Below are 26,572 nucleotides of genomic sequence, written 5' to 3'. Positions count from 1 at the left end.
TGGTGGCTGCGGCGGGCGGAGCGGTGTCGGCGACCACGGCGCTGGGGATGGCGCCGGGGGCCGCGGCGTTGGGGTTGCTCTCGGGGGCCGCGGTGCTGGGGGTGGCCTCGAGGGCGGCGGCGCTGCGGGTGGCCTCAGGGACTGCGGCGCGAGAGGTGGCCTCCGGGGCTGTGGTCGGCGTGGCGGGCGTGTCCCGGGGCGCGGCGGCGAGGGGCGCGGAGGCTTCGGGGGCCATGGCCGGCGGGGCGGTTGCGTCCGGGGAAGCGGCGGCTTCGAGGGTTGTCGCTGGCAGGGCGGGTGCGTCCTGGGGCGCGGCGGCTTCCGGGGCCTGGCTCGACGGCTCGGCGGCGTCCTGGGGCGCGGGAGTGCCGGAGGCCTCGCTCGGCTCGGCGACGTCGCGGGTCGCGTTCTGCGCCGTGGCGGTGCTGGGGGCCTCGCTCGGCGGGACCGCGGTGTCGCGGGGGGCGGCCGCGGCCTGCGAGGCGGCGGTGCTGGGAGCCTCGCTCGGCGGTGCGGGGGCCTGGTCCGGGGCCTCGGCGGCGCTCTCGGGCGCGGCGGCGCTGGGCGGCTCGCTCTGGGGCTTGGCCGGGACCGGCGAGGTGGCGGCATCGGGCGTGTCGTCCCGGGTAGCGGCGGCGGCCGGGGTCGCGGCGCTGGGCTGCGCTGGGGGGCTGGGCTGCTCGGCGGCGCTGGTGGGGTCCTCGGGCGCGGCGTTCTGCTCGGGCGGCACGGGGACCACCGTAGCCTCCTCGGTTGCTCGGGTACGCGGAACGGCCCTCCCCGACGGGAAGGGCCGTTCCTGGTGGCGTGCTTACTCGGCCGGGGTCTCGCCGGTCCGGCGGCGGCGCCGCCTGCGGGCGGGGGCCTCGGCGTCGGCGTCGGCGTCGGCCGGGGGCTCGGCCGGGAGCTCCGGGGCGGCGAAGGTGACCGTGGTGGTGGCCTTGGTCGCCTTCGGCTTCCTGGGGGCCTTGGGCTCGGCGGGGGCCTTTGCCGGAGCTTCGACCGCTGCCGGAGCTTCGGCCGGGGCCTGGGCCTCGGCCGGGGCCGGGGCTTCGGTCACGGGCTCGGCCTTGGGCTCGGTCTTGGCGCGGGACCTGGTGCGGGTGCGGGTCCGCGTCTTGGTCTCCGCGGCCTCCGGCGCGTCGGTGGTCTCGGCGGGGGTGGCCTCGCCTTCGACGTTCTGACCGCCGCGGGTGCGCCTGCGGCTGCGGCGCTTGGTGGCCGGGCGGGCGCCCGTGTCGTCCGACTCCGGCTGGTCCGGGGTGCCGCCCGCCGGCTTGTCGCTGCCCGTGGTCCGGCCGACGCGCTTGCGGCCGCGGCCGCGCTTGGGGGCGTCCTCTTCCAGGTGCTCGGCGTCCAGGCCTGCCCTGGTCCGCTGGGACAGCGGCAGCCTGCCGGAGGACTTCGGGTCGATGTTCAGGTCGGTGAACAGGTGCTCCGAGGTGGAGTAGGTCTCCACCGGCTCCGGCTTGCCGAGGCCGAGGGTGTCGCTGATCATCTTCCAGCGAGCCTCCTCGTCCCAGTCGACCAGCGTGACCGCGACGCCGGTGCGGCCCGCGCGGCCGGTGCGGCCGATCCGGTGCACGTAGGCCTTCTCGTCCTCGGGGCACTGGTAGTTGATCACGTGCGTGATCCCGCCGACGTCGATGCCGCGGGCGGCCACGTCGGTGCAGACCAGCACGTCCACCTTGCCGCTGCGGAAGGCCCGCAGCGCCTGCTCCCGCGCGCCCTGACCCAGGTCGCCGTGCACCGGGGCGACCGCGAAACCGCGTTCGGCCAGGTCGTCGGCGAGCTTCTGGGCGGTGCGCTTGGTCCGGGTGAAGATCATGGTCAGGCCGCGGTCGGTGGCCTGGAGCACCCGGGCGACGACCTCGATCTTGTCCAGCGAGTGCGCCCGGTAGGCGAACTGCTCGGTCAGCTCGTGCGTCTGCCCGGCGTCGACCTCCTCGGCCCTGATGTGCGTGGGCTGGGTGAGGAAGGTCCTGGCCAGGGTGATGATCGGGCCCGGCATGGTGGCCGAGAACAGCATGGTCTGCCGCTGGTCGGGGACCATCCGCAGGATCCGCTCGATGTCGGGCAGGAAGCCCAGGTCGAGCATCTCGTCGGCCTCGTCCAGCACCAGGGCGCGGACCTTGCCGAGCACCAGGTCCCGGCGCTCGGCCAGGTCGAGCAGGCGGCCGGGGGTGCCGACCACCACGTCGATGCCCTTGCGCAGCGCCGCCACCTGCGGCTCGTACGGGCGGCCGCCGTAGACGTCGAGGACCCGCACGCCCAGGTGCTTGCCCGCGTCCTTGAGGTCCTGCGTGACCTGGAGGCACAGCTCGCGGGTGGGCACCACGACCAGCACCTGCGGGGTGCCATCGCCCGGCAGGGTGAGCCGGTGCAGCAGCGGCACGCCGAAGCCCAGCGTCTTGCCGGTGCCGGTGCGCGCCTGGCCGATGAGATCCTCACCACGCAGGGCCAGCGGCAGGGTCAGTTCCTGGATCGCGAAGGTCCGCTCGATGCCGGCTTCGGCCAGCGCGCGGACGATGCGCTCGTCCACGCCGAGCTCGGCGAAGGTGGGCGCGTCCGGCGTGACCGGGGCGTCTCCGCGGAGCGGGTGGGAGGTGTGGTCCTCCTCGGGCAGGCCGGCCTCGCTGTGATCAAGTTCGCGTAGGTCGGCGGTGTTGTTGTCGAAGGTCAGCGTGATCGCCTCTCTCATACCAGCACGTACAGCCAGCGTTTGCGCTCGACCGAGCCGGGCGGTGACCAGGTTCGGTCACTCTTGCCTGCGGCACGGGAGGGCGAGGCGTACGCGCACCTTTCCGTTGGGCGACTGCTGTCGCCGTCATCACGTGGCCCCGCGCCGCGCAGTGTCCTCATCGTTCTTCTCGGCAGCGCGCACAGGGCGTCCGGAGGCATTCTAGCCGCTGGAACGCTTCTCCAGGGGGTGTCGTGGCCGGATACGCTCTCCCGCATGACCGAGACGGGCAGTGCCGACGCCGGCATCGTCGATCTACTGGGTGTGCTGGCCTACGGCGAGCTGTCGGCCTTCGACCGGCTGGCCGAGGACGCGCGGACCGCCCCCACCCTGTCCGGCCGGGCCGCGCTGGCGACCATGGCCGCCGCCGAGATCGGCCACTACCGGCTGCTGGAGCAGCACCTCGCGCTGCGCGGGGTGGCCGTGGAGACGGCGATGACCCCGTTCGTGGCCCCCTTCGACGCCTTCCACGCCTCCACCGCCCCGCACAACTGGCTGGAGTCCCTGGTCAAGGCCTATGTCGGCGACGGACTGGCGGCCGACTTCTACCGCGAGATCGCGGGCTGGCTGGAGTCGCCGAGCAAGGAGCTCGTGCTGGAGGTGCTCACCGACACCGGCTACTCCGCCTTCGCTGAGCGCGAGGTGCAGGCCGCCTGCGCGGCCGACCGCAAGGTGCGCGACCGGCTCGCGCTGTGGGGCCGCCGCCTGCTCGGCGAGGCGCTCACCCAGGCCCAGTACGTGGTGGCCGAGCGGGACGCGCTGGCCGAGCTGCTGGTGCGCGCCTCCGGCGACCTGTCCGGGATCGCGGCGCTGTTCAAGCGGCTGCAGAGCGGCCACTCCCAGCGGATGACCGCGCTCGGCCTGGGCTGACGCACGATCGTGTTCGCCCAGGGCGGAGCGGGCGGTCCCCGCACGCCAGGCGGACGCGACTAGGCTGACGATCAGTACAAATACTCTGAGCACACGGAGGTCGGTGTGGAGGTCAAGATCGGCGTCGCGGACAGCCCGCGGGAGCTCGTCGTTTCGAGCGCGCTGTCGCAGGACGAGGTCGAGGCCGTGGTCTCCGAGGCGCTGCGCGACACCAAGGGCCTGCTGAGCCTGGTGGACGACAAGGGCAAGCGCTACGTGGTGCCCTCCGCGAGGGTCGCCTACGTGGAGATCGGCGTCTCCGACGGCCGCCGGGTGGGCTTCGCCGTCGGCAACTGAGGCCAGGCAAAACAGCGAACGGCCCGGTGACCGTGAACTCGGTCACCGGGCCGCGCTGCGTCCGGAGTTCTACTCCGCCGGCGGGACCTTGTTCAGGTCGTCCACCTCGAACGGCGGGCGGCCCAGGCCGGTGATCCGGTAGCGGCCCCAGGGGTCGGGGTCGGACAGGTCGCCCTCGGCCTCGCCAGCCGGGGTGCGCAGGGTGGCGGCCGGGCGGCGCTGCTGCACCAGCTCGGTCAGCCCGGTGTGCGCGGCGATCCGGCCGTACCAGTGGTAGCGGCCGTCGATCGGCTCGAAGTGCCCGCGCAGGCGCACCTCCACCGGCAGCTCCGCGCCCTCCACCAGCAGGGTGGCCGCGCCCTGGTAGCCCTCTTCCTCGTGCTCATGCTCGCTCATGAGGTCTCCCGCTGCTCGGTCTCGCCGTCCCCGCGCACGATCCGCAGCTGGGCGGCGGGCAGGTCGAAGTCCAGCGGCATGTCCGGGTCGATGATCACGCCGCTGATCCTGGTGAAGCCGTCGATGGCGTGCCAGACGATGTTGACCAGGTAGTCGCGCAGGTTCTCCCGGCTCATGGTCTGGCGTTCCAGCCACCAGTCACCGGCCTTCTCCACCGCGCCGACCACGGCGAAGGCGTACGGCTCGGCCGCGCCGGAGTCCAGGCCGAGCAGGCGCATGTACTCACCGAGCAGCCGGGCCAGCCGGGAGGCGATCATCGCCTCGGTGCGGCTGGCCGGGTCCGCGTCGACCGGGCGGTCGGCGAAGGAGCGGCGGGTCATGAAGCGGTACAGCTCGGGCTGTTCCTCGATGGTGCTCAGGTAGGCGTCCACCACCGCGCTGATCCGCTCGCGCGGGCTGCCCCTGCGCTCGATCGCGGGCACGATCCGCTCCATCAGCATCTCGGTGGCCCGCGCGCCGACCGCGAGGTAGAGGTCGGCCTTGTCCGAGAAGTGCCGGTAGATCACCGGCTTGGTGACCCCGGCCTCGGCCGCGATCTCGTCCATGCCCACGTCAGGGCCGTGTGTGGCGAGCGCCTTGATGGTCGCCTCCACGAACTCCGCGCGGCGCACGCTGCGGTGTTCCTTCCAGCGCTCGCGCCGGGCGTCGCCCCGTTTGCTCGGTTGGCCCTTGACAGAATCCGCCATACACGAGACGTTACCACTGGTAGCTGTTACTTCGGGTAACACTTCATCCAGTAGGAGGGTGACGACGCCATGAGCCGGAGCTTGCAGGTGCCGGACCGGGAGAAGACCGCCGAGCGGCTGCTCAACTCATCCGCGAAGAACTCCTACGACCCGGACGTCGACATCGACTGGGACGCCCCGCTGGCCGAGGACAAGTTCTTCGTGCCCGAGCACCGGGTCTCGCTCTACGGCACCCCGCTGTGGGAGCGGATGAGCAGGCAGCAGCGGATCGAGCTGTCCAAGCACGAGGTCGGCTGCGTGGCCAGCGTCGGGATCTGGTTCGAGGTGATCCTGATGGAGCTGCTGGTCCGGCACGTCTACCACCTGGACCCCAAGCAGCGGCACGTGCAGTACGCGCTGACCGAGATCGCCGACGAGTGCCGCCACTCGATCATGTTCGCCCGCCTGGTGGAGAAGCTGGACGTGCCGGCCTACGGCCCGCAGCGGCTGCCGCACGCGCTGGGCAACCTGATGAAGACCATCGGCCGCGGCCCGTCCATGTTCGCCAGCATCCTGATCGCCGAGGAGATCCTGGACCGCCTGCAGCGCGAGTCCACCGCGGATGAGTCCGTGCAGCCGCTGGTGCGCATGGTCAACCGCATCCACGTGCTGGAGGAGGCCCGGCACGTGCGCTACGCCCGCGAGGAGCTGCTGCGCTCGATGCGGACCTGCTCCGGCGCCGCGCTGCGCTACCACCGCTTCGTCACCGCGCGGGCCGCCTTCGTGGTCTCCCGCTCGCTGGTGCACCCGGAGGTCTACCGCCAGGTCGGGCTGGACCCCAAGGAAGCGCGCAGGGCCGCGCTGGGCAACCCGCACTTCCGGGAGACGATGGGCTGGGCGGGCGAGCGGATCGTCAGCTTCCTGGACGAGGCCGGACTCATCGGCAACCCCGGCCGCAAGCTGTGGCAGGCCTCCGGATTCCTCGGGAAGTGAGTGAGATGGGCGTGTTCACCTTCACCACCCGCGACGGCGCCTGCCTTGCCGTCGAGGAGCAGGGGCGCGCGGATGCCCCCGTCACGGTCGTCCTGGTGCACGGCTGGACCCTGGACCGGCAGAGCTGGCGCCGGGTCGCGCACGCGCTGCCCGGCCGGTGCGGGGACATCCGCGTGCTCCGCTACGACCTGCGCGGCCACGGCCAGTCCGACCAGGCCAAGCCCGGCGGCACCACCATCGAGCAGCTCGCCGACGACCTGGCCGAGCTGCTCACCGAGCTGGTCCCGCACGGCACCGTGGTGCTGGCCGGGCACTCGATGGGCGGCATGACCACAATGGCGCTGGCACAGCGGCACCCTGAGCTCTTCGCCGAGCGGGTCGCCGCGGTCGCGCTGGTGGCCACTGCCTGCGGCGGGCTCAGCGGCAGCACCCTCGGCCTGCCCGCACCGCTGGGCCGCACCGTCATCCGCGGCCAGAGCGCGTTCGGGAAGGCCCTGGTCAAGCGCAGGGTGCGGCGGCTGAGCAAGTACCCGACGCCGTTGCGGCCCGCGATGCGCTGGATGCTGTTCGGGCGGCAGCCGGAGAAGATCGACGTGCGGGAGACCACCGCGGTGATCGCCGGCACCAGTCCGCTGACGCTGACCGGCTACCTGGACGACCTGTTCCTGCACGAGCGGCGGGAGGCGCTGGCCGCGTTCCGCCGGCTGCCGGTGGTGGTGCTGGCCGGCAGCAACGACCGGCTGACCCCGCAGCGCTGCGCCGAGGTGATCGCGCGCGAGCTGCCGCAGGCCGAGCTGATCGTCTTCCCCGGCGCGGGGCACATGCTGCCGCTGGAGCGCTCGGTGCAGGTCACCGAGCGGATCGCGCGACTGGTCAACGTGGTCAGCGAGGTCCCCGAGCGGGTGTGACCCACGGTGCGCGCCGAGGTCCTCGGCGCGCACCGTGCTGTCTCAGTGCTGGAGCGGGAAACCGCCGCCGATGCCCTTCCAGGCCAGCGTGTACATCAGGCCGATGGCCTCGTCCTTGGGGATCGCCCGCTCGCCGTCCAGCCAGTACCGCGCGGTCACCTGGCTCAGCCCGACCAGGCCCACCGCGACCAGTTTCGCCTGCTCGGCGGTGAGGCCGGCGTCGGCGACCACCACCTCGGCGATGATATCGATGCAGGAGGCGGTCGCCCGGTCCACCGCGTCCTGCACGGCGGGCTCGCGGCGCAGGTCGGACTCGAAGACCAGCCGGAACGCCTGGCCCTCGCCGTCGACGAACTCGAAGTAGGCGGCCACCGCGGCGTGCACGCGCAGCTTGTTGTCCGTGGTCGACTCGATCGCGCCGCGGACCCGCTGCACCAGCGCGTCGGTGTGCGTCTCCAGCAGCGCCAGGTACAGCTCCAGCTTGCCGGGGAAGTGCTGGTAGAGCACTGGCTTGCTGACCCCGGCGCGCTCGGCGATCTCGTCCATGGCCGCGGCGTGGTAGCCGTTGGCCACGAAGACGTCCTGGGCGGCGGCCAGCAACTGGGCGCGTCGCGCGGTACGCGGCAGTCGTACGCCGCGCACGACCTGGTCGGTGCCCGGTTGCGCCGTGTCGGTCATGCTGCCCTCCACACCCTGGTGCTCGTTCGAAGGGAAACCTTACTCGCAAGTAGTCCCCGGTTGGGCATGCCTTTCCCACTCAGGCGGATCTCAGGTCCGTGACGCATCCTGGTCTGATGACCAAACCGTCCCTGACGACGGCCGGTGGCGCGGTACGGGCGACTCTCGGCCGCGCTCCGCTGTCCACCACCCAGCTGCCGGAGCCCGACTTCAGCCGAAAGCCCTGGCCAGGGCGGGTACGCACGGCGGGCGGGGTGAGCCTGCACGTGCGCGAGACGCCCGGCCCCGCCGAGGAGACCGCGGTCTACATCCACGGCCTGGGCGGCTCCTCCACCAACTGGACCGATCTGTCCGATCTTTTGTCCGGCCGGATGAACGGCCTCGCGCCGGACGCGCCGGGCTTCGGCCGCACCGAGCCGCTGGACGGCCACGACTACTCGGTCCGCTCCACCGCGGCCCTGATGACCAGGTTCATCGAGGGCCTGGACCGCGGCCCGGTGCACCTGTTCGGCAACTCCCTCGGCGGGGTGGTCTCGCTGCTGGTCGCGGCGGGCCGCCCGGACCTGGTGCGCACGCTGACCCTGGTCTCCCCGGCCGTGCCGGACCTGCGACCGGACCCGCGCAGGCTGTCCGACCCGAGGTACGTGCTGGCCATGCTGCCCCTGGTCGGCCGCAAGGTGCGCAGGCAGCTGGCCGAGGTCACGCCACGGCAGCGGGCCGAACAGCTGGTCCGGCTGTGCTTCGCCCAGCCCGAGCTGGTGCCGGAGCACCGGATGGCCGAGGCCGAGGCGGAGTACCTGGAACGCCGGGACATGCGCTGGGCGGGGGAGGCGCTGGGCCGGGCCACGATGGGCCTGCTGCGCAGCTGGCTGGAGTTCAGCCAGGGCTCGCTGTGGCGGCTGCTGCCGAAGGTGAGCACGCCCACGCTGGTGATCTGGGGCGATGAGGACCGGCTGGTCAGCGTGCGCAAGGCGCCGCGCACGGTGCGGCTGCTGCCGCGCGCCCGGCTGCTGGTGCTGCCGCGCACCGGGCACGTGGCGCAGATGGAGAAGCCGCTGACCGTGGCGCGGGCCAGCCTGGGCATGATGGAGGCCGTTGACCGCGGGGAGTGGTGATGGTCGAGCTGGAGCTGACCGCGTTGCAGAGCGCGGGCCTCAACGGGCATTCCGTTGCCGAAGTGCAAGAGCTGGTCGAGGGCGACCTGCGGCTGTGCGAGGACGGCCGGGAGCTCTACGCCGAGCAGGACTTCCCGGTGGTCAAGCTGGCCGGTGAGCTGCGCCGCTGGCTGGCCACCCCGGTGGCGAACCGGCCGAGCTTCAGCTTTGACGACGACTCCTTCGAGCAGCCCGAAGGCGTGCTGCTGATCGACCGGGTGCCGTCGGGCTGGCGGTTCGGCTCGGTGTTCGCCCCCGGCTCCTGGAGTGGCCCGGTCTCCGACGCCGAGGTCGACCAGGTGGTGCTGGCCTACCTCGGCACGCTGCGCCTGGAGTTCTCCCAGCTGCTGGGCCGCGAGCTGGACGGGTACCTGTGACCGGCACCCGTCCGTGCGGGTGTGGTGAGTACCGGCCCGGACTGCCGGGTGTGGCAATCTGGGGAGCGTGGCCCGGACGACGCAAGGACCCCGTGACGCCGTGACCCGGCGTGGTGGCAGCCCCGACGACGGGCGGTACCAGCGTGGCCAGCGCCGCACCGGCGGCGAGCCGCTGGCCGCCTCCTGGCGCCCCGACCCCGCCCAACAGGACACCCCGCCGCCCAAACGCAAGAAGAGCGGGATCCTGGGCACCTACGGCTGGCGGATCTACGCGGTGCCGGTGCTGGTGGTGCTCACCGTGCTGGCCCTGATGAACGTCAACGACCCGGCCCCGGACAACACGGCCCAGCCCAAGGAGACCATCCCGACCGGCCCGGCCGGCGAGGAGCCGGAGCCGCCGATCATGGGCGAGGCCCCCTCCGGCAAGCTCACCGCCAACATCCCCAGCGCGGAGCTGCCGGGGATGAAGGAGTACAAGGACAAGGGCAGCGGCACCTGGAACGTGCTGCGCGGCACGACGCCGGTCTTCGGCAAGGGCGGCAAGCTGTACAAGTACACCGTCGAGATCGAGAACGGCATCGACGCCTCCACCTACGGCGGCGACGACGCCTTCGCCAAGACCGTGGACGGCACCCTGCAGGACGAGCGCAGCTGGATCGGCGGCGGCAACGTCCGCCTCCAGCGGGTCGACTCCGGCAACGCCGACATCAGGATCAGCCTGACCACCTCGGACACCGCGCGCCGCCCCGACTACTGCAACTTCTCCATCAAGTACGAGGCCTCCTGCTGGAACAGCGGCAAGAAGCGCCTGGTGATCAACCTGGCCCGCTGGCGCTACGGCGCGGTCGCCTTCGAGAGCGACTTCCTGCTCTACCGGCAGTACGCGATCAACCACGAGATCGGGCACGCCTTCGGACAGCGGCACAAGCCGTGCGCGGAGAACGGCGCGCTGGCCCCGGTGATGATGCAGCAGTCCTTCGGCACCGCCAACGACTACGTGTGGGAGCTCAACCAGGTGGACGGCGGCGACAAGAACGCCGTGCCCAAGGACGGCAAGGTCTGCCGCCCGAACCCCTGGCCGGTCACCTGAACGACGGCGGCGGCTCGGCTGTGGATGGAGTTGACGGGTCGCTCGTGGGGGGCGGTACAGTGGGGGTGTGCTGGTCGGTCCGCGGACGCGGCCAGAAGTGAACCGGGGAAAGTGCCCGCCGGATGACGGGACCCCCGGTTTCGCGCTGTCTAGGGGTTGATCCGGGTGACCTCGATGGTGTGCGCGGCGTTGATCAGCTCCCACGGTTCGGTGGCCCCGTGCCGGATGGCCGCGATGTAGCTGGAGGCCACCCAATTGGGCACCCACAGCATGGACAACTCGACGTCCACCCACTGGGATGACGTCCCAGGTCGGAAGAAGTGGTGTATCCAGGTCGTTGCACCCGAAGGAGGCCGGAACCCGGGCCCCCGTGCACCGGACTAGGAGGAGCGCCCATGTCGGGCTCGACGTTGCCGCCCCTGGTGGAGCCAGCCGCGGAGCTGACCAAGGAAGAGGTCGCCCGCTACAGCCGCCACCTGATCATTCCGGATGTCGGGGTGGACGGGCAGAAACGCCTCAAGAACGCCAAGGTGCTGGTGGTCGGCGCCGGTGGGCTGGGCAGCCCCGCGTTGATGTACCTGGCCGCGGCGGGTGTCGGCACGCTGGGCATCGTCGAGTTCGACGTGGTGGACGAGTCCAACCTGCAGCGCCAGATCATCCACGGGCAGTCCGACATCGACCGGCCCAAGGCCGAGTCGGCCAGGGACGCCATCGCGGAGCTGAACCCGTTCGTCAAGGTCAACCTGCACCAGTTGCGGCTGGAGTCCGGCAACGTGCTCGACGTGTTCCGGGACTACGACCTGATCCTGGACGGCACCGACAACTTCGCCACCCGCTACCTGGTCAACGACGCGGCCGTGCTGCTCGGCAAGCCCTACGTGTGGGGCTCGATCTTCCGCTTCGAGGGACAGGCCAGTGTGTTCTGGGCCAACCCGTCGGACGGACGGGAGGGGATCCAGTACCGGGACCTCTACCCGGAGCCGCCGCCGCCGGGCATGGTGCCCTCCTGCGCCGAGGGTGGCGTGCTGGGCGTGCTGTGCGCCTCGATCGGGTCGATCATGGTGACCGAGGCGATCAAGCTGATCACCGGCATCGGCGAGACGCTGCTCGGGCGGCTGATGGTCTACGACGCGCTGGAGATGACCTACCGGACGATCAAGATCCGCAAGGACCCGCAGGGTGACCCGATCACCGGGCTCATCGACTACGAGGCCTTCTGCGGGGTGGTCTCCGACGAGGCGCAGAACGCGGCCGCGGGCAACACGATCACGCCCCAGGAGCTCAAGGACAAGTTCGACCGGGACGACAAGTTCCTGCTGGTCGACGTGCGGGAGCAGCACGAGTTCGAGATCGTGCGCATCCCCGGCTCGGTGCTGATCCCCAAGGACCGCATCCTCTCCGGCGAGGCGTTCTCCGAACTGCCGCAGGACCGCCAGATCGTGCTGCACTGCAAGTCCGGCGCGCGCTCGGCGGAAGCACTGGCCGCGCTGCACCAGGCCGGGTTCCGGGACGCGGTGCACGTCGGTGGCGGGGTGCTCGCCTGGGCCAGGCAGATCGATCCCAGTCTGCCGACCTACTGACGGTACGTGATCATGGCGGTGTGACTTTCCCACTGTGGGTCAACGGGAACGTCACATCGCCTCCCACACAACTCGCGCGCCAGCGGGTAGCGTCCCTGGCGTGACAGCCACCCCGGAACCGCCGCCCGCCCACGTGCGCGCGGCTTTCGGCGCCCGCACCGCGGAGCCCGAGCTGGTCGGCTCCGGCCCGGCCTGGCTGTGCGGCGACGCGGTGATCCGCCCGGCCATGAACCCCTCCGAGGCCGCCTGGGTCGCGCAGACCCTGGACAGCCTCGACGTGGAGAACCTGCGCCTGGCCAGGCCGTTGCGCTCCAGCGACGGGCGCTGGGTGGTCTCCGGCTGGTCGGCCACCCGCCACCTCGCCGGGCAGCCCGAACCCCGGCACGACGAGGTCGTCTCGGTCTCGCTGCGCCTGCACAACGCCACCGCCGAGCTGCCCAAGCCGCGTTTCCTGGAGGAGCGCAGGGACATCTACGCGATGGCCGACCGGATGGCCTGGGGCGAGGACGGCGTGCCGCTGGCCCCGGACAAGGGCGGCAGGCTCTTCGGCGCGCTGGCCGGGTCGCGGCGGACGGTCAAGCTGGCGCCGCAGGTGGTGCACGGCGACCTGTTCGGCAACGTGCTCTTCGCCGGCAACGCGCCGCCCGGGATCATGGACTTCAGCCCGTACTGGCGGCCTGCCGAGTGGGCCGCCGGGGTGGTCGTGGTGGACGCGCTGGCCTGGGGCGGGGCCGACAACGGCCTGCCGCAGCGCTGGTCGCACCTGATCGACTGGCCGCAGGTGCTGCTGCGCGCGCTGTTGTTCCGGCTGGCCGTGCACGCGCTGCACCCTCGCTCCACCGCCCAGTCCCTGACCGGCCTGGACCGCGCCGCGAACGTGCTGCTCGACCTGATCTGAGCCTCACCGGGCGCACCCCCGGACTGTGCGGTGCTGGTGGCACAAACGAAACCGGGGGCCATCCGCGGGTTACCGGCCGGACCTAGCGTCGTGGGGGTGACCGTCACCGCCATCGCCACCGCGACCCACTGCCCGTACTGCGCGCTGCAGTGCGGCATGGCGGTCAGCGGGACCGCAACGGCTCCCGTGGTCCAACCGAGGGAGTTCCCGACCAACCGGGGCGGGCTGTGCCAGAAGGGCTGGACCTCGGGCAGCCTGCTCACCACGCCAGGACGGCTGACCACCCCACTGGTCCGGGAAGACGGCGTGCTACGGCCGGTGACCTGGGATTATGCCCTGGATCTTGTCGCTGACAAGTTGCGTGCGCTGCGCGCCGAGCACGGCCCGGACTCGGTCGCGGTCTTCGGCGGCGGCGGGCTGACCAACGAGAAGAGCTACCTGCTCGGCAAGTTCGCCAGGGTCGCACTGGGCACCTCGCAGATCGACTACAACGGCCGGTTCTGCATGTCCTCGGCCGCCGCGGCGGGCAACCGGGCCTTCGGGCTGGACCGAGGGCTGCCGTTCCCGGTGACCGATCTGGCCAGCGCGGACGCGGTGCTGTTGGTCGGCGGAAACGTGGCCGAAACAATGCCGCCGTTCACCCAGCACCTGCGTAACGCCGCCGACCGGGGCGGACTGATCGTGATCGACCCGCGCCGCACGCCCACCGCCGAGCTGGCCAGCCTGCACCTGCAACCCGCCCCCGGCACCGACCTGGCGCTGGCCCTCGGCCTGCTGCACCTCGCGGTGGCCGACGGGCACTTCGCCGCCGACTACGTGGCCGCGCGCACCACCGGTTTCGAGGCGGCCTGGCGGCTGGCCGCGCGCTGGTGGCCGGAGCAGGTGGAGCGGGTCACCGGGGTCAGCGTGGCCGACCAGCGGGCCGCGGTCCGGCTGCTCGCCCAGGCCGAGCGCGCCTACGTGCTCACCGGGCGGGGCGCGGAACAGCACGCCAGCGGCGCGGACACCGTCTCCGCCTGGATCAACCTGTGCCTGGCCCTCGGCCTGCCCGGCGTCGAGGGTTCCGGCTACGGCTGCCTCACCGGCCAGGGCAACGGGCAGGGCGGCCGCGAGCACGGGCAGAAGGCCGACCAGCTGCCCGGCTACCGGCTGATCACCGACCCGGCCGCCCGCGCGCACGTGGCCGGGGTGTGGGGGATCGACCCCGGGGAGCTGCCCGGCCCCGGCCGCTCCGCCTACGAGCTGCTCGACGCGCTCGGCCAGCCCGAGGGACCCAAGGCGCTGCTGGTCTTCGGCAGCAACGTGCTGGTCTCCGCGCCGCGCTCGAACCGGGTCGCCGAGCGGCTGGCCGCGCTGGACCTGCTGGTGGTGGCCGACTTCGTGCTCTCGGAGACCGCGGCCCGCGCGGACGTGGTCTTCCCGGTCACCCAGTGGGCCGAGGAGGACGGCACCATGACCAACCTGGAAGGCCGGATCCTGTTGCGCCGCAAGGCACTGCGCCCGCCACTCGGGGTGCGCGGGGACCAGGACCTGCTGGCCGAGCTGGCCATCCGGCTCGGTCAGCCCGCCGAACGCTTCCCCACCGACGCCGAGACCGCGTTCACCGAGCTGCGCGCGGCCAGCAAGGGCGGACCGGCCGACTACTCCGGCGTGGACTACGACCGGCTGCGCGCCGGGGAGGAGCTGTACTGGCCGGTGCCCTCGGCTGAGCACCCCGGCACGCCCCGGATGTTCCTGGAGCGGTTCAACACCCCCGACGGCAAGGCCCGCTTCATCCCGGTGGACCACCGGGGCCCCGCTGAGCCGCCGGATGAGGAGTTCCCCTTGTACGCCACCACCGGACGGGTGTTGCAGCACTACCAGTCCGGCGCGCAGACCCGGCTGGTGCCCGAGCTCAACGACGCGGTGCCCGAGGTGTTCGTGGAGGTGCACCCGGACACCGCGGCCCGCGCCGGGCTGCGCGAGGGCGAGCGGGCCAGGGTGGTGTCCCGGCGCGGCGTGGTGCTGGCCGCCGTGCGCACGGTGCCCAGCCTGCGCCAGGACACCGTGTTCCTGCCCTTCCACTTCGCCGGTGACCAGCGCGCCAACCTGATCACCAACCCCGCGCTGGACCCGACCAGCCGGATGCCCGAGTTCAAGGTCTGTGCGGTTCGACTGGAGGCCCTGACATGAACGCACGCCGGGTGATCGTCATCGGCTACGGGATGGCCGGCGCCAGGGTGGCCGAGGAGATCCGCCGCCGCGACCCCGCGGGCGAGCGGATCGCGCTGACCGTGGTCGGCGAGGAGGACGAGCCCGCCTACAACCGGGTGCTGCTCTCCAGCGTGCTGGCCGGTTCGCTGGACGCCGCCGCGGTCCGGCTGCACGACGAGGACTGGGCCGCCACCCAGCACGTGGACCTGCGCGCCGGGGTCACGGTCACCGCGATCGACCGGCCGAACCGGGTGGTCCGGCTCAACGACGGCGCGGAACTTCCCTACGACGCCCTGGTGCTGGCCACCGGCAGCCGGGCCTGGCTGCCGCCCACCGACGGGCTGACCGACGAGCACGGGCGGCCCGCCGAAGGCGTGGTCGCCTTCCGCACGCTGGCCGACTGCGCGCGGATCGTGGCCGCGGCCAAGCCCGGCGCGCCGGTCGCGGTGCTCGGCGGCGGCCTGCTCGGCCTGGAGGCGGCCAGGGGCCTGGCCGGGCGCGGCAACCTGGTCACCGTGATCCACCCGGTCGGCCACCTGATGGAGCGGCAGCTCGACCCGGGAGCCGGGCGGGTGCTGAGCAAGACGTTGGGGGCCTTGGGGATCGAGTTCCGGCTGGGCGTGCTGGCCGCGGGCTACGTGCCCGGCGACGGGCTCAAGCTGGACGACGGCAGCAGCGTGCCCGCCGACCTGGTGGTGGTCTCGGCCGGGGTGCGCGCGGAGACCAGGCTGGCCGAGGCGGCCGGACTGGCCTGCGACCGCGGTGTGCTCATCGACGACTCCCTGCGCACCAACGATCCGCGCATCCACGCCATCGGCGACTGCGCCAGCCACCCCGGCACGGTCGGCGGCCTGGTCCAGCCCGCCTGGGAACAGGCCGCGGTGCTGGCCGACCTGCTCACCGGCACCGACCCGGCCGCCCGCTACCGGGGCACCCCGGTGGTCACCCGGCTCAAGGCCAGGGACGTGGACCTGGCCGCGCTCGGCGAGGTGCACTGCGAGGTGGACGCGCCCGGCGCGGAGGTGCTGCGGCTGGAGGACCCGGCCCGCGGCCGCTACGCCAAGCTGGTGCTGCGCGAGGACAAGGTGACGGGTGCGATCGTGCTCGGCGCGCCGGACGCGGCCGCGCTGATCACCCAGCTCTACGACCGCGGCCTGCCCGCGCCCGCCGACCGGCTCGGCCTGCTGCTCGGCCGCGCCGCGCTGGAGACCCCGCGCGCGGCCAGCCCGGCCGACCTGCCCGCCGCCGCGGTGGTGTGCCGGTGCAACACGGTCAGCAAGGGCCGCATCGTGGCCGCCTGGAAGACCGGCGCGCGCACCCTGGGCGCGGTGGCCAAGGGCACCAGGGCCACCACCGGCTGCGGCGGCTGCACCGACGCGGTCTGCGGCATCCTGGACTGGCTCGGCGCCCAGGACGGCGGACCGGCAGAAAGGTCCGCATAACCTCATCGCGTTATTTTCCGCGCGACTTTCCCCGTGCTATACAGGACTCAGCCCGCCCATGGCTGATTTCCTCTGGGGGAAAGCATGACAATCATGGGTGACGCGCGTCTGGCCACCAGTCTGCGGGCCGAGCAGCTCAGCGCCTGGCTGTTGCGCCAGTTCGGTGATGTGCTCGGGGAACTGACCAGGCCGCTGACCGGTGAGTCCCCGTACCCGTTCTTCGCCACGGTGCGGGAACAGGCGCCGATGGTGCGCAGCAAGTCGGGGGCGTGGGTGACCGCGCGCTACAGCACGGCCAACGCCATCATGCGGGACCGCCGCTTCGGCGTCCGCACCAACGAGGGCGAGTCCTCGGCCGCGGTGCTGGCCAAGGCGCTGGCCGAGCTGGAGATCGACGAGTTCCTCGGCCTGGACCCGCCCGGCCAGACCAGGATGCGCGCGCTGATGGCGCCCTCGTTCTCGCCGAGCGCCAACAAGATGTACCGGCCCAGGGTGGAGGCCATCGTGCGGCGGGTGCTCGACCGGGTGCCCAGCCGCGGCCCGTTCGACGTGGTCAGCGACTTCGGCGAGCCCATCCCGCACGCGGTGATCGCGGACATCATCGGCGCGCCGGCGAACTACCACGCCCGGCTGGCCTACATCGCCAGGCAGATCGGCCTGCTGACCGACCCGCTGGTCGGGTTCTCCCGGCTGCGCGAGATCCGCACGCTGATGACCGAGACCAAGGCCCTCTTCGGCGAGATGGTGGAGAAGCGCAGGGCCGAGGGCATCGACGACAAGCCCACCGACATGATCGGCTCCCTGCTGCTGGCCGCCACCAAGCAGGAGGTGCCGCTGCGGGAGATCCAGGCGCTGCTGATCGCCACCCTGGTCGCGGGCACCGAGAACACGGTCAGCCTGCTCGGCAACGCGGTGCACAACCTGCTGGACCACCCGGAGCAGTGGGCGAAGCTGGTGGCCGACCCCTCGCTGGCGCCGGGCGCGATGGAGGAGACCATGCGCTACGACTCCACCACGCTGTTCACCTCACGCTATCCGCACGAGGACGTGGAGATCGAGGGCTTCCGGCTCAAGGCCAACGACCCGGTGCTCGTGCTCATCGGCGGGGCCAACCACGACCCCGCGGTCTTCGACGACCCGGAGACCTTCGACATCACCAGGGCCAACGCCGGCGACCACCTGACCTTCGCCGCCGGGCGGTACTTCTGCATCGGCGCGCCGCTGGCCAGGCTGGAGGGCGAGGTGGCGCTGCGCGCGCTGGCCGAGCGGATGCCGAACCTGCGGCGGGCGGGCAGCCCGGTGTACCGGACCTCAGTGGGCTTCCGCGGGCTCAAAGCACTTCCGGTCGCCGCCTGATACCCGACGAAAGGTGTGACACACCCGAGTGGACCCGGGCCGAAGATCGTCCCGGGTCCCACTCTTCCGTGCCATTTTTAGCTTCAGGCTCCCCTGCTATACAGAAGTAGTACGCATTTACACCAATCCGGGTCAATTTGCGTACGATTTCCTCCGCCGATTCTGACACGTTTTCTGGGGAGCACGTCCAGTGCTGGCGGCTGCCCGGAAAAAGGGGAGCCAGATGACTTTCGCGACCGACCTCCGACTCGCCGCCGGTCTCCAGACCGACCGCTTCGGGGCCTGGCTGCTACGCCAGTTCGGGGATCCGGCCGGTGAACTGACCAGACCGCGCGCCGGTGACTCGCCCTATCCCTACTTCGCCCGGCTGCGCGCGCAGGCGCCGCTGGTGCGCAGCAAGGCCGGACTGTGGACCACGGCCCGGCACAGCACCGCCAACTCGATCCTGCGCGACCGGCGCTTCGGCGTCCGGGACACCCAGAACCGGTCCTCGGCCGGGACCATCGCCACCGCGCTGGAAGGGCTGGACCTCGACCCGTTCATGGGCGTGGACCCGCCGGTGCACACCAGGATGCGCGGTCTGATGAACCCGAGCTTCTCGCCCAGCGCCAACACGACGTACCGGCCGCGGATCGAGCGGATCGTGACCGAGGTGCTGGACAAGGCGCAGCGCCAGGGCTCCTTCGACCTGGTCCGCGACTTCGCCCAGCCCATCCCGCTGCTGGTGATCGCCGACGTGCTCGGTGTGCCGGAGCGGCACCGGGAACGGCTCGGCTGGTGCGCGATGCGGGTCGGCCTGGTCACCGACCAGCTCAACGGCGTGGCCAAGATCCGCGAGCTGCGCACGCTGCTGGTGGAGCTGAAGGAGCTCTTCGCCACGCTGATCGCCGAGCGCAAGGCCGAGGGCGTCGAGGACAAGCCCACGGACATGATCGGCAGTCTCCTGCTTGCCGCGACGAAGCAGGATGTGCCGCTCAGCGAGATGCAGGCGTTGCTGGTCACCGCGCTGATCGCGGGTTCGGAGAACTCGGTGAACGTGATGGGCAACGCGGTCAACGCGCTGCTGGACCACCCCGGGGAGTGGGCCAGGCTGAAGGATGACCCCGCGCTGTCGGCGAACGCGCTGGAGGAGACCATGCGGTTCGACTCCTCCACGCTGATGGTCCCCCGGCTCACCCACCAGGAGGTGGAGATCGAGGGGCACGTGCTGCCACCGGACACCCCGGTGCTGGTGCTGCTGGCCGCGGCCAACCACGACCCCGAGGTCTTCCCCGAGCCGGAGCGCTTCGACATCACCAGGGCCAACGCGGCCGAGCACCTCACCTTCACCGCGGGGCGCTACTTCTGCATCGGCGCGCCGCTGTCCCGGCTGGAAGGGGAGATCGCGCTGCGCGCGCTAGTGGAGCGGATGCCGAACCTGCGGCGCACCGGGCAGCCGGTGTTCCGCCGATCGGCCGCGTTCCGGGGACTGACCGGCATGCCGGTGGCCGCCTGAGTGTTGCGGTTTCGCTGACCGACCGACATCGGTCGGCTACCCAACGTATTGTCGAGCGGGTGGGGGCTGGCACTGGGGACCAGGCAGTCGGCACACGGGCGGAGCAGCCTTGGCGGCTGCGCCTGTGTGCTGAGGACGGCCGGGTCCTTGGCGCCGGCGCCCTGCTCGGCGGCAGGTACGTGCTGACCTGCGCGCACGTCCTTCCCGGGCGGGAGGTGCTGGTCGACCTCAGCGGCCACGGCGGCCGGGAGCCGCTGCCCGCCAGGGTGATCGAGGACCAGCTCGCGCCGCTGGAGGAGGACGGCACCGGCGACCTCGCGCTGCTGGAGCTGGCCGAGGAGCTGCCGGCGGCCTGGGGCGCGCGGCTGCGGGACGGGCACCTCGCGCCCGGGCGTCCGGTGGCCGCCTACGGGTTCCCGGTCGGCGCGCCGCACGGGATGTGGGCGCGGGCCGAGCTGTCCAGGGCGGCCGGGCCGGGCGCGGAGTGGGTGCAGCTGGACGCGTTGCAGCCGGGCAACCGGGTGCGGCTCGGGTTCAGCGGGGCCGGGGTGCTGGACGAGGCCAGCGGCGACGTGGTCGGGCTGGTGGTCAGCGAGTACAGCGCGGAGGGCTCGGTGGTGGCCTGGATGCAGCCGGTGCGCACCATCGCCCGGTACCTGCCGGTGGTCACCGAGTGGGTGGACCGCGCGCCGCTGCCGCCGGTGCGCCTGCCCGAACTGGACGGCTGGCTGCCGCACCGGGGACCGGGCGATGTGCTGGTGGTGATCACCGGCGAGGCGGGTTCGGCGCGGTCGGAGGCGTTGCTGGCGCTGGCCGCCCGGCTGGGCTCGGCGCTGGTGGTCATCGACGTGGCCGGGCTCACCGCGGCCGAGGCGGGCCGGCTGATCGCCGAGCGGACCGGGCAGCCGCTCGCGGGCGGGATCACCGTGGTGCTGGTCGGGGTGGACGCCTCGGCCGAACCGGAAGCGCTGGTCACCGAGGTGCTGAACCCGTTGGCGGAGCGGGGCGTCGCGGTGGTCGCCGGGTACCGGGCGGCGGACTCGCCCAGCCTGGCCGCGATCCGCGCGCCCGGCACGGTCTCCGGCACCCGGGTCTCCCCGCCGCGCACGGACACCCTCGGGGCGCGGATCGCCGCGCTGGCCGCGCTGGAGGCGGAGGTGCGGCGGCTGTGGGGCGAGGACGGCCCGCGCTTCGCCGGGGAGCCGGAGCCGCCGGACCGGGCCGGGCGGCTGCGGCCCTGGCTGAGCGCGGTGCGCAGGCTGCCCGAGGCCGAGCGCGGGCCGCGGCTGGCCGAGTGCGCGCCGCGGGTGGACCGGGCGCTGCGCAAGGCCACCGAGGCGCGCAACCGGCTGCTGGTGCTGCGGCAGCGGCTGCGCGAGCTGCGCGGGCTGATCCAGGCCTACCAGCGGATGGCCGCCGAGCACGGGCTGGCCGAGGACACCGGGCTGGACGCGCGGTACCGGGAAGCGTTGCGGCGCACCATGATCCGGCCGTGCGTGCTGGCCGAGGCGGAGGCCGCGGTGCAGGACTACCTGCGCGCGGTGGTGCGGCTGGTGCGCGATGACTGACCCCGGCATGCGCTGGACCAGCGGCGACTTCCTCCAGCTGCCCCGGCTGAGCGTGCCGGACCCGGAGTCCACGCTGGCCGAGCCGCGGCCGGTGCCGGAAAAGGACCGGTACTGCGGCAACGAGGAGTGCCACCAACCGGTCGGCCGCGGCTACGCGGGCAGGCCCGGCCGCACCGAGGGCTACTGCGGCAGCTGCGAGGCGCCCTACTCCTTCTCGCCGAAGCTGGCCCCTGGCGTGGTGGTGGAGCAGCGCTACGAGGTGCGCGGCTGCCTGCCCCGCGGCGGCCAGGGCTGGGTGTACCTGGCCTGGGACAACCACCTCGGCTGCCACGTGGTGCTCAAAGGGCTGATCAACACCGGTGGCGCGGCGGCCGCGGCGGCGGCGCTCTCGGAACGGGAACGGCACGCGCTGACCGTGCTGGACCACCCGAACATCGTGCGCATCATCAACTTCGTCCGGCACCCCGATCCCGTTGCCGGACAGGACAACCAGTACATCGTGATGGAGCACGTGGGCGGGCTGTCCCTGCACGAGCTGCGGTTGCGCGCGCTGCGGCAGGAGGAGCCGCTGCCGCTGGAGCACGTGCTGATGTACCTGCTGGAGGTGCTGGCCGCCTTCCGCTACCTGCACGGCCGGAAGCTGCTCTACTGCGACCTCAAGCCCAGCAACGTGATCCGCGGCGTGGACCGGATCAAGCTGATCGACTTCGGCGGGGTGCGCCGGATCGAGGACCGCACCACGCTGTCGGTGGGCACCAGCGGGTACCAGGTGCCGGAGCAGGAGCTCCAGACCCGGGGGCTCAGCGTCGCCTCCGACCTGTACTCGGTGGGCAAGACCCTGGAGAGCCTGTTCAAGGTGACCCCGGAGGGCAAGGCACTGGAGACGCACCGCCGTCCGCGCGGGCCGCTGGCGCACCCGGTGGACTCGCTGCTCGCGCTGATCGGGCGGGCCGCGGATCCGGTGCCGGAGCGCCGGTTCGGCTCCGCGGCCGAGCTGGCCGACCAGCTCACCGGGCTGCTGTTCGAGGTGCAGTCGCTGCGGGACGGCCGGGAGCGCTCGCTGCCGGGGTCGCTGTTCCGGCCGAGTCCCCGGGTGCTCGACGCCGGGCTGGGCGCGGTGCCGCTGCTGGAAGTGTGGACCGACCCCGGGCAGGATCCGTTGGCGCCACTGGACTTCGGCCTGCCCACCCTGGCCGAGGGGGCCACCAGGCTGCCGGTGCCGCGGCCCGATCCCGCCGACCCGGCGGCCGCCTTCCTCACCGCGGTGCGCGCGGAGGAGCCCAGGGCGCTGCTGGCCAAGCTCGGCACCGCGCAACACCGTTCGGCCGGGGTGCTGCTCGCCGAGTGCCGCGCGCAGCTGGAGCTGGGCTGGCCGGAGCTGGCCGCGGACACCCTGACCGAGGCGGTGCGCGCGGACGACCGGCCGGCCGGGGCGAACTGGCGGATCACCTGGCACCAGGCGCTGGTCGCGCTGGCCCGCGCCGACCTGCCCGCCGCGACCGCCTGCCTGCACAAGATCACCGGACTGCTCGCCGGGGAGGCCGCGCCCAAGCTGGCACTGGGTTTCTGCGCCGAGCACCAGGGCGAGACCGAGGAGGCCGAGGGCCGCTACCAGGCGGTGTGGCAACGCGACCGGCTACGGGTGAGCGCGGCCTTCGGACTGGCCAGGCTGCGGCTGCGGGCAGGGAAGCGGGCGGACGCGGTGCGGGTGCTGGACGAGGTGCCGCAGGTGTCCCTGCACCACGCGGCCGCCCGGATCGCCGCGCTGCGCATCCTGTGCGGTGTCATCGGTTCGGTGCCGCCCACCGCGGCGGACGTGCGCGATGCGGCGGCCCGGCTGCCCGAGCTGTACCTGGACGCGGGCGAGCCCACCGGCTCCGGCCGGACCCGGCTCACCGCGCTGGTGCAGGCGGTGGCCTTGCGCGGCAAGGAGTTCGCCGAGCTGGGCGAGAGCAGGGCACTGGGTCCCGCGCCCACCGAGGCCAGCCTGCGCCGGCTGCTGGAGAGCTCCTACCGGCGGCTGGCCGGGCACGCCGGCAGTACCGGCGAGGTGGTCCGGCTGGTCGACCTGGCCAACGCGGTCCGACCGAGAACCTGGAGGTGAGACATGCGTTTCCGGACCACGCTGCACGCCCACCGCTGGCTGTCCACCACTGACGACCTGCTCTCGGCGGTGCTGGTGGTGGACGGCACCGGACTGGCCGGCGCGGACACCCCGCCCGCCGCGGCTGAGGTGATCATCGTGGACTGCTCCGGCTCGATGTCGTTGCCGCCCAGCAAGATCGCCGCCGCTCGCCGGGCCACCGCGGCCGCGGTGGACGCGCTGCGCGACGGCGTGCGCTTCGCCCTGGTCGCGGGCACCGACACGGCCCGCCTGCTGTACCCGCTGGCGCCGCGGATGGCCACCGCCGACGAGCGGAGCAGGGCCGAGGCCCGGCAGGCCGCGGCGGCCATGGTGGCCAGCGGTGGCACCGCGATGGGCAGCTGGCTGTTGCTGGCCCGCGACCTGCTCGCCGCCCATCCCGGCGCGATCCGGCACGCGATCCTGCTCACCGACGGCCAGAACGTCGGCGAGACCCCCGAGCAGCTGGAGGCGGCGCTGCGGGCGTGCGCGGGCGAGTTCACCTGCGACGCCAGGGGAATCGGCGCGGACTGGAAACCCGCGGAGCTGCGCCGGATCACCGCCGCGCTGCGCGGCCGGGCGGACGCGGTGCGCGCCGAGGCCGACCTGGCCGAGGACTTCACCGGCATGGTCGCCGAGGCGATGCGCAAGGTGGTGCCCGAGGTGCGCATCCGGGTGCAGACCAGGCCGGGCACGGAGATCCGGTTCCTGCGGCAGGTGTTCCCGGTCGCGGCCGACCTGACCGCGGAGGCGGTGGCGGTGGGCGAGGGCGTCACCGAGTTCAGCACCGGCTCGTGGAGCGCGGACCTCCGGCACTTCAACCTCGGCCTCACGGTCGACCCGGCAGGCGCGCCGCACCAGCGGGACCTCCCGGTCGGCTCGGTGCGGCTGCTGGCCGTCCCGCCGGGGAGCACCACGGCCGAGGAGGTCGGCGAGCCGGAACCGCTGCTGGTGCACTGGACCGAGGACGAGGCTCGGTTCAGCCAGGTCGACCCCTACGACGGGCACTACCGGGGGCAGGAACGGTTGCGACGGCTGGTCATCGAGGGCTGCGAGGCACTCGACGCGGGCGACCGGGGCGCGGCCGCCGAGCTGCTCGGCGAGGCGGTCCGGCTGGCCGCCGCCTCCGGCAACACCGAGCAACTGGACCGGATCGGCCAGGTGGCACAGATCGAGGACGCGGCGGCCGGGCGGATCAGGCTGAAGGAGCAACTGTCCAAAGTGGACCTTCGCTGGCTGGAGGGCGGTTCGGGGATCTCGGTCGTGCCCGGCAGGCAGCTGCCCGCGCCCGCGAGCGAGCCGCTGCCGGACCGGGTCTGCCCGGTGTGCGAGCTGGTCTGGCCGGGTGCGCACCGGTTCTGCGAGGCGTGTAAGGGGGCGCTGGGCTGATGCGGCTGGACACCCGGCGACTGCTGCTCGCGCTGCGCTCGGCGCTGCTCGGGCTGACCCTGCTCACGCTGCTCGCGGCCACCCTGGCCTACCTGGAGGTGCACGCCGCGGCCGAGCAGGCCAGCGGTCAGGCGGTGCCGGTGCTGCGCGAGGTCGGCACCGCGCGCACCGCGCTGCTCAACGCCGACCGGGAGGCCATGCGCAGCTTCCGCACCGGCGCGGCCGCGCTGACCGGGGCCGGGGACGGCTACCGGGACCAACTGGCCATCGCCGCGCAGAGCCTGACCAGGGTGGCCGGGCTGAACCTGGCCGGGGACGAGGGCCTGCGGCAGCTGCAACTGGTGGACAGCCTGCTCGCCGCCTACTCCGGTTCGGTGGAACAGGCCGCCACCCAGCAGCGGCTGCCCGGCAACGGACCGGTGCTCGGTGCCGCCGACCTGTGGCAGGCATCGCGCCTGCTGCACAGCCGCGACGGCGTGCTGGGCCAGCTGGGCGAGGTCGCCGAGTTGCAGCGAAAGGCCTTCGGCGCCGCGCTGGACGCGGCCGAGCCGACCGTGGTCCGGGTGCTGTCCTGGGCGGTGCCGGGCGGGCTGCTGTTCCTGCTGCTGATCGCCACCCAGCTGGTGCTGGCCAGGCGGTTCCGCCGCAGGCTCAACCCGTGGCTGCTCGGTGCGAGCCTGGCCGTGCTCGCCCTGCTGACGCTGACCAGCGTGGTGTTCAGCTCCCAGCAGCGGATGGACGCCGCCGAGGCCGGGCTGGACCGGCTCACCGAGGAGCGGCAGCGGCACGACGAGGAGGTCGACGCCGAGGGGCAGCGCTGGCTGGCCGAGCTGATCCAGCGGCAGTGCCCGGACTGCGGCCCCACCGTGCGCGCCTTCCTGGCCGGGCAGCGCCAGCCCCCGGACGGCCTTGAGCAGCCGGAGCTGGCCAGAAAGGCCGGTGAGCTGGCCGGTCAGGTGCGCGAGGTCGGCGGGCGCGGGGCCTGGTGGCCGGCCATCCCCGGGCTGGCCGTGCTGGTGATGCTGCTGGTGGCGCTGGGTTTCCGGGCCAGGCTGGCCGAGTACGGGACGTGGGTGCGCCGATGACCAGGGCACTGCTGATCTTCCTCGCGGCGCTGCTGGTGGCCGCGGGCTGCACCGCGCCGCGGGCCGAGGCCCAGGTGAGCCTGCTCGCCTCCTGGACCGGGGCCGAGGAGGCGACCTTCACCGGCATCCTGGAGGAGTTCCGCAAGAAGAACACCGGCATCCGGGTCGAGTACCGGGGCACTCGCGCACTCGGGCAGGTGCTCAAGGCCGAGGTCGCGGGCGGGCGGCCGCCGGACATCGCGGTGCTGCCGGGCTTCGGCGACCTCATGCCCTACATCCGCCAGGGGCAGGTCCGGCCGGTGGAGACCGCGCCCGCGGCGGACAACGAGCAGTGGCGGCGGCTGCGGCAGGGCGGGCTGGCCAAGCAGTACGCGGTGCCGGTCAAGGTCGACCTCAAGGGCCTGGTCTTCTCGCGGGCTCCCGGCCCGGAGCGCGCGGAGGAGCTGCTGGCCGCCGGTGACTGGTGCCTCGGCCTGGAGTCGGGGGCCACCTCGGGCTGGCCGGGCACCGACTGGGTGGAGAACCTGCTGCTGCAACGCGCGGGCGCGGAGGTCTACCAGCGCTGGGTGGCCGGTGACCTGCCGTGGACCGATGAGCGGGTGCACCAGGCCTGGACCGACTTCGGCCGGGTGCTGGGCCCGCGCGCGCCCGCCGCGCTGTTCACCGACTTCTGGGACGCCGGCCGGGCCATGTTCGACGATCCGCCCGGCTGCCGCCGCGAGCACCAGGCCTCCTTCATCGCCACCGGCTACGGCGGCCGTCCAGCCCCGGCCCCGGAGTACGGCGAACACTTCGACTTCCGCCCGTTCCCCGCCTTCCCGGGGGTCGCCCCGGCCAGCCCGTTCTCCGCCGACCTGGCCGCCCGCTTCACCGACAACCCGGCGGCCACCCTGCTGCTCCAGCACCTGGCCGGGCACACCTGGCCGCAACCGGGCCCGCCGGAGCTGGCCGACCGCCTGCGCGAGCGGCTCGCGGGTCAGGACACGCTGTGCTTCGACGGCTCCGACCTGATGCCGGTGGAGCTGCGCACGATGTTCTACCGCGCGGTGCTGGAGTACGTTGCCGACCGGACCAAGCTGGACGAGCTGCTCAGGCGGCTGGAACAGGTGCGCCGGACCCTGCAGGACGACCAAGACCGCCGCTACAGCTGGGTGACCGTCTCTTGTGGACGGTGAGA

The 26,572-nt window shown here is 72.9% G+C and carries 23 protein-coding genes and 1 pseudogene; 18 read left to right on the top strand and 6 right to left on the bottom strand.

Annotated features, from left to right (window positions below; all coding sequences use genetic code 11):
• Together M8C13_RS20765 and M8C13_RS20760 are read right to left on the bottom strand one after the other, a co-directional pair.
• A pseudogene (locus M8C13_RS20765) lies at positions 1 to 739 on the bottom strand (hypothetical protein); the annotation flags it as partial.
• A gap of 72 nt (positions 740 to 811) precedes the next feature.
• Positions 812 to 2,701 carry a DEAD/DEAH box helicase gene (locus M8C13_RS20760; protein ID WP_252482298.1) on the bottom strand — a complete coding sequence of 630 codons (1,890 nt, stop codon included), beginning with the start codon at positions 2,699 to 2,701 and terminating at the stop codon, positions 812 to 814.
• A gap of 255 nt (positions 2,702 to 2,956) precedes the next feature.
• On the opposite strand from M8C13_RS20760, the gene M8C13_RS20755 reads away from it, so the two are divergent.
• Together M8C13_RS20755 and M8C13_RS20750 are read left to right on the top strand one after the other, a co-directional pair.
• Positions 2,957 to 3,610 (top strand): ferritin-like fold-containing protein, encoded by a 654-nt coding sequence (locus M8C13_RS20755; RefSeq protein WP_252482297.1) that lies wholly within the window; start codon positions 2,957 to 2,959, stop codon positions 3,608 to 3,610.
• Positions 3,611 to 3,715: 105 nt separating this feature from the next.
• Positions 3,716 to 3,946: a DUF3107 domain-containing protein gene (locus M8C13_RS20750; protein WP_252482296.1), complete on the top strand. Its 231-nt coding sequence runs from the start codon at positions 3,716 to 3,718 to the stop codon at positions 3,944 to 3,946.
• A 69-nt stretch (positions 3,947 to 4,015) separates the two neighbouring features.
• Here M8C13_RS20750 and M8C13_RS20745 read toward each other — a convergent pair whose 3' ends face one another.
• Together M8C13_RS20745 and M8C13_RS20740 are read right to left on the bottom strand one after the other, a co-directional pair.
• Entirely contained in the window at positions 4,016 to 4,342 is a 327-nt protein-coding gene (locus tag M8C13_RS20745; RefSeq protein ID WP_252482295.1) for a DUF4873 domain-containing protein, read from the bottom strand.
• On the bottom strand, positions 4,339 to 5,088 hold the full coding sequence (locus M8C13_RS20740) for a TetR/AcrR family transcriptional regulator (protein WP_252482294.1): 750 nt from the start codon (positions 5,086 to 5,088) through the stop codon (positions 4,339 to 4,341). Before M8C13_RS20740 ends, M8C13_RS20745 begins: the two co-directional genes overlap by 4 nt.
• A gap of 69 nt (positions 5,089 to 5,157) precedes the next feature.
• On the opposite strand from M8C13_RS20740, the gene M8C13_RS20735 reads away from it, so the two are divergent.
• Together M8C13_RS20735 and M8C13_RS20730 are read left to right on the top strand one after the other, a co-directional pair.
• Positions 5,158 to 6,060, top strand: coding sequence for a diiron oxygenase (locus M8C13_RS20735; protein ID WP_252482293.1), 903 nt, complete (start codon positions 5,158 to 5,160; stop codon positions 6,058 to 6,060).
• Positions 6,061 to 6,065: 5 nt separating this feature from the next.
• Entirely contained in the window at positions 6,066 to 6,968 is a 903-nt protein-coding gene (locus M8C13_RS20730) for an alpha/beta fold hydrolase (RefSeq protein WP_252482292.1), read from the top strand.
• 42 nt (positions 6,969 to 7,010) lie between these two features.
• On the opposite strand, the gene M8C13_RS20725 is transcribed toward M8C13_RS20730, so the two are convergent.
• Entirely contained in the window at positions 7,011 to 7,646 is a 636-nt protein-coding gene (locus tag M8C13_RS20725; protein ID WP_252482291.1) for a TetR/AcrR family transcriptional regulator, read from the bottom strand.
• 116 nt (positions 7,647 to 7,762) lie between these two features.
• Between M8C13_RS20725 and M8C13_RS20720 the strand changes: the two genes are divergently transcribed.
• The 3 genes from M8C13_RS20720 to M8C13_RS20710 all read left to right on the top strand — a co-directional run bounded on the left by M8C13_RS20720 (position 7,763) and on the right by M8C13_RS20710 (position 10,267).
• Complete coding sequence (locus tag M8C13_RS20720) at positions 7,763 to 8,761, top strand: alpha/beta fold hydrolase (protein WP_252482290.1); 999 nt, start codon at positions 7,763 to 7,765, stop codon at positions 8,759 to 8,761.
• Positions 8,761 to 9,177: a hypothetical protein gene (locus M8C13_RS20715; RefSeq protein WP_252482289.1), complete on the top strand. Its 417-nt coding sequence runs from the start codon at positions 8,761 to 8,763 to the stop codon at positions 9,175 to 9,177. The genes M8C13_RS20720 and M8C13_RS20715 overlap by 1 nt, the downstream gene beginning before the upstream one ends.
• A 100-nt stretch (positions 9,178 to 9,277) precedes the next feature.
• Complete coding sequence (locus tag M8C13_RS20710; protein WP_252482288.1) at positions 9,278 to 10,267, top strand: DUF3152 domain-containing protein; 990 nt, start codon at positions 9,278 to 9,280, stop codon at positions 10,265 to 10,267.
• Positions 10,268 to 10,416: 149 nt separating this feature from the next.
• Here M8C13_RS20710 and M8C13_RS20705 read toward each other — a convergent pair whose 3' ends face one another.
• The gene (locus M8C13_RS20705) at positions 10,417 to 10,557 is read right to left on the bottom strand and encodes a hypothetical protein (protein WP_252482287.1); all 141 of its coding nucleotides are present in this window, start codon (positions 10,555 to 10,557) and stop codon (positions 10,417 to 10,419) included.
• 105 nt (positions 10,558 to 10,662) lie between these two features.
• Between M8C13_RS20705 and moeZ the strand changes: the two genes are divergently transcribed.
• The 11 genes from moeZ to M8C13_RS20650 all read left to right on the top strand — a co-directional run bounded on the left by moeZ (position 10,663) and on the right by M8C13_RS20650 (position 26,570).
• Positions 10,663 to 11,847: an adenylyltransferase/sulfurtransferase MoeZ gene (moeZ, locus tag M8C13_RS20700; RefSeq protein WP_252482286.1), complete on the top strand. Its 1,185-nt coding sequence runs from the start codon at positions 10,663 to 10,665 to the stop codon at positions 11,845 to 11,847.
• Between the two features lie 100 nt (positions 11,848 to 11,947).
• Entirely contained in the window at positions 11,948 to 12,745 is a 798-nt protein-coding gene (locus tag M8C13_RS20695; RefSeq protein WP_252482285.1) for a TIGR02569 family protein, read from the top strand.
• Positions 12,746 to 12,841: 96 nt separating this feature from the next.
• Complete coding sequence (locus tag M8C13_RS20690; protein ID WP_308202832.1) at positions 12,842 to 14,917, top strand: molybdopterin oxidoreductase family protein; 2,076 nt, start codon at positions 12,842 to 12,844, stop codon at positions 14,915 to 14,917.
• The gene (locus M8C13_RS20685; RefSeq protein ID WP_252482284.1) at positions 14,914 to 16,380 is read left to right on the top strand and encodes an FAD-dependent oxidoreductase; all 1,467 of its coding nucleotides are present in this window, start codon (positions 14,914 to 14,916) and stop codon (positions 16,378 to 16,380) included. Before M8C13_RS20690 ends, M8C13_RS20685 begins: the two co-directional genes overlap by 4 nt.
• 93 nt (positions 16,381 to 16,473) lie before the next feature.
• The gene (locus M8C13_RS20680) at positions 16,474 to 17,736 is read left to right on the top strand and encodes a cytochrome P450 (RefSeq protein WP_252482283.1); all 1,263 of its coding nucleotides are present in this window, start codon (positions 16,474 to 16,476) and stop codon (positions 17,734 to 17,736) included.
• A gap of 223 nt (positions 17,737 to 17,959) precedes the next feature.
• A complete protein-coding gene (locus M8C13_RS20675) occupies positions 17,960 to 19,231 on the top strand; it encodes a cytochrome P450 (protein WP_252482282.1) in 1,272 nt (423 codons plus the stop codon).
• A 59-nt stretch (positions 19,232 to 19,290) separates the two neighbouring features.
• Positions 19,291 to 20,799 carry a serine protease gene (locus M8C13_RS20670; protein ID WP_252482281.1) on the top strand — a complete coding sequence of 503 codons (1,509 nt, stop codon included), beginning with the start codon at positions 19,291 to 19,293 and terminating at the stop codon, positions 20,797 to 20,799.
• Positions 20,792 to 22,903 carry a serine/threonine-protein kinase gene (locus tag M8C13_RS20665; RefSeq protein ID WP_252482280.1) on the top strand — a complete coding sequence of 704 codons (2,112 nt, stop codon included), beginning with the start codon at positions 20,792 to 20,794 and terminating at the stop codon, positions 22,901 to 22,903. The genes M8C13_RS20670 and M8C13_RS20665 overlap by 8 nt, the downstream gene beginning before the upstream one ends.
• A 3-nt stretch (positions 22,904 to 22,906) precedes the next feature.
• A complete protein-coding gene (locus M8C13_RS20660) occupies positions 22,907 to 24,310 on the top strand; it encodes a VWA domain-containing protein (protein WP_252482279.1) in 1,404 nt (467 codons plus the stop codon).
• Positions 24,310 to 25,395: a hypothetical protein gene (locus tag M8C13_RS20655; RefSeq protein WP_252482278.1), complete on the top strand. Its 1,086-nt coding sequence runs from the start codon at positions 24,310 to 24,312 to the stop codon at positions 25,393 to 25,395. Before M8C13_RS20660 ends, M8C13_RS20655 begins: the two co-directional genes overlap by 1 nt.
• Positions 25,392 to 26,570: an ABC transporter substrate-binding protein gene (locus M8C13_RS20650; protein ID WP_252482277.1), complete on the top strand. Its 1,179-nt coding sequence runs from the start codon at positions 25,392 to 25,394 to the stop codon at positions 26,568 to 26,570. Before M8C13_RS20655 ends, M8C13_RS20650 begins: the two co-directional genes overlap by 4 nt.
• Positions 26,571 to 26,572: the final 2 nt, after the last annotated feature.

The organism is Crossiella sp. SN42, from assembly GCF_023897065.1.
Lineage (GTDB): Bacteria > Actinomycetota > Actinomycetes > Mycobacteriales > Pseudonocardiaceae > Crossiella.
The sequence above is the reverse complement of the archived record's forward strand: the minus strand, read 5'-3'. Positions and strand labels throughout refer to the sequence as shown.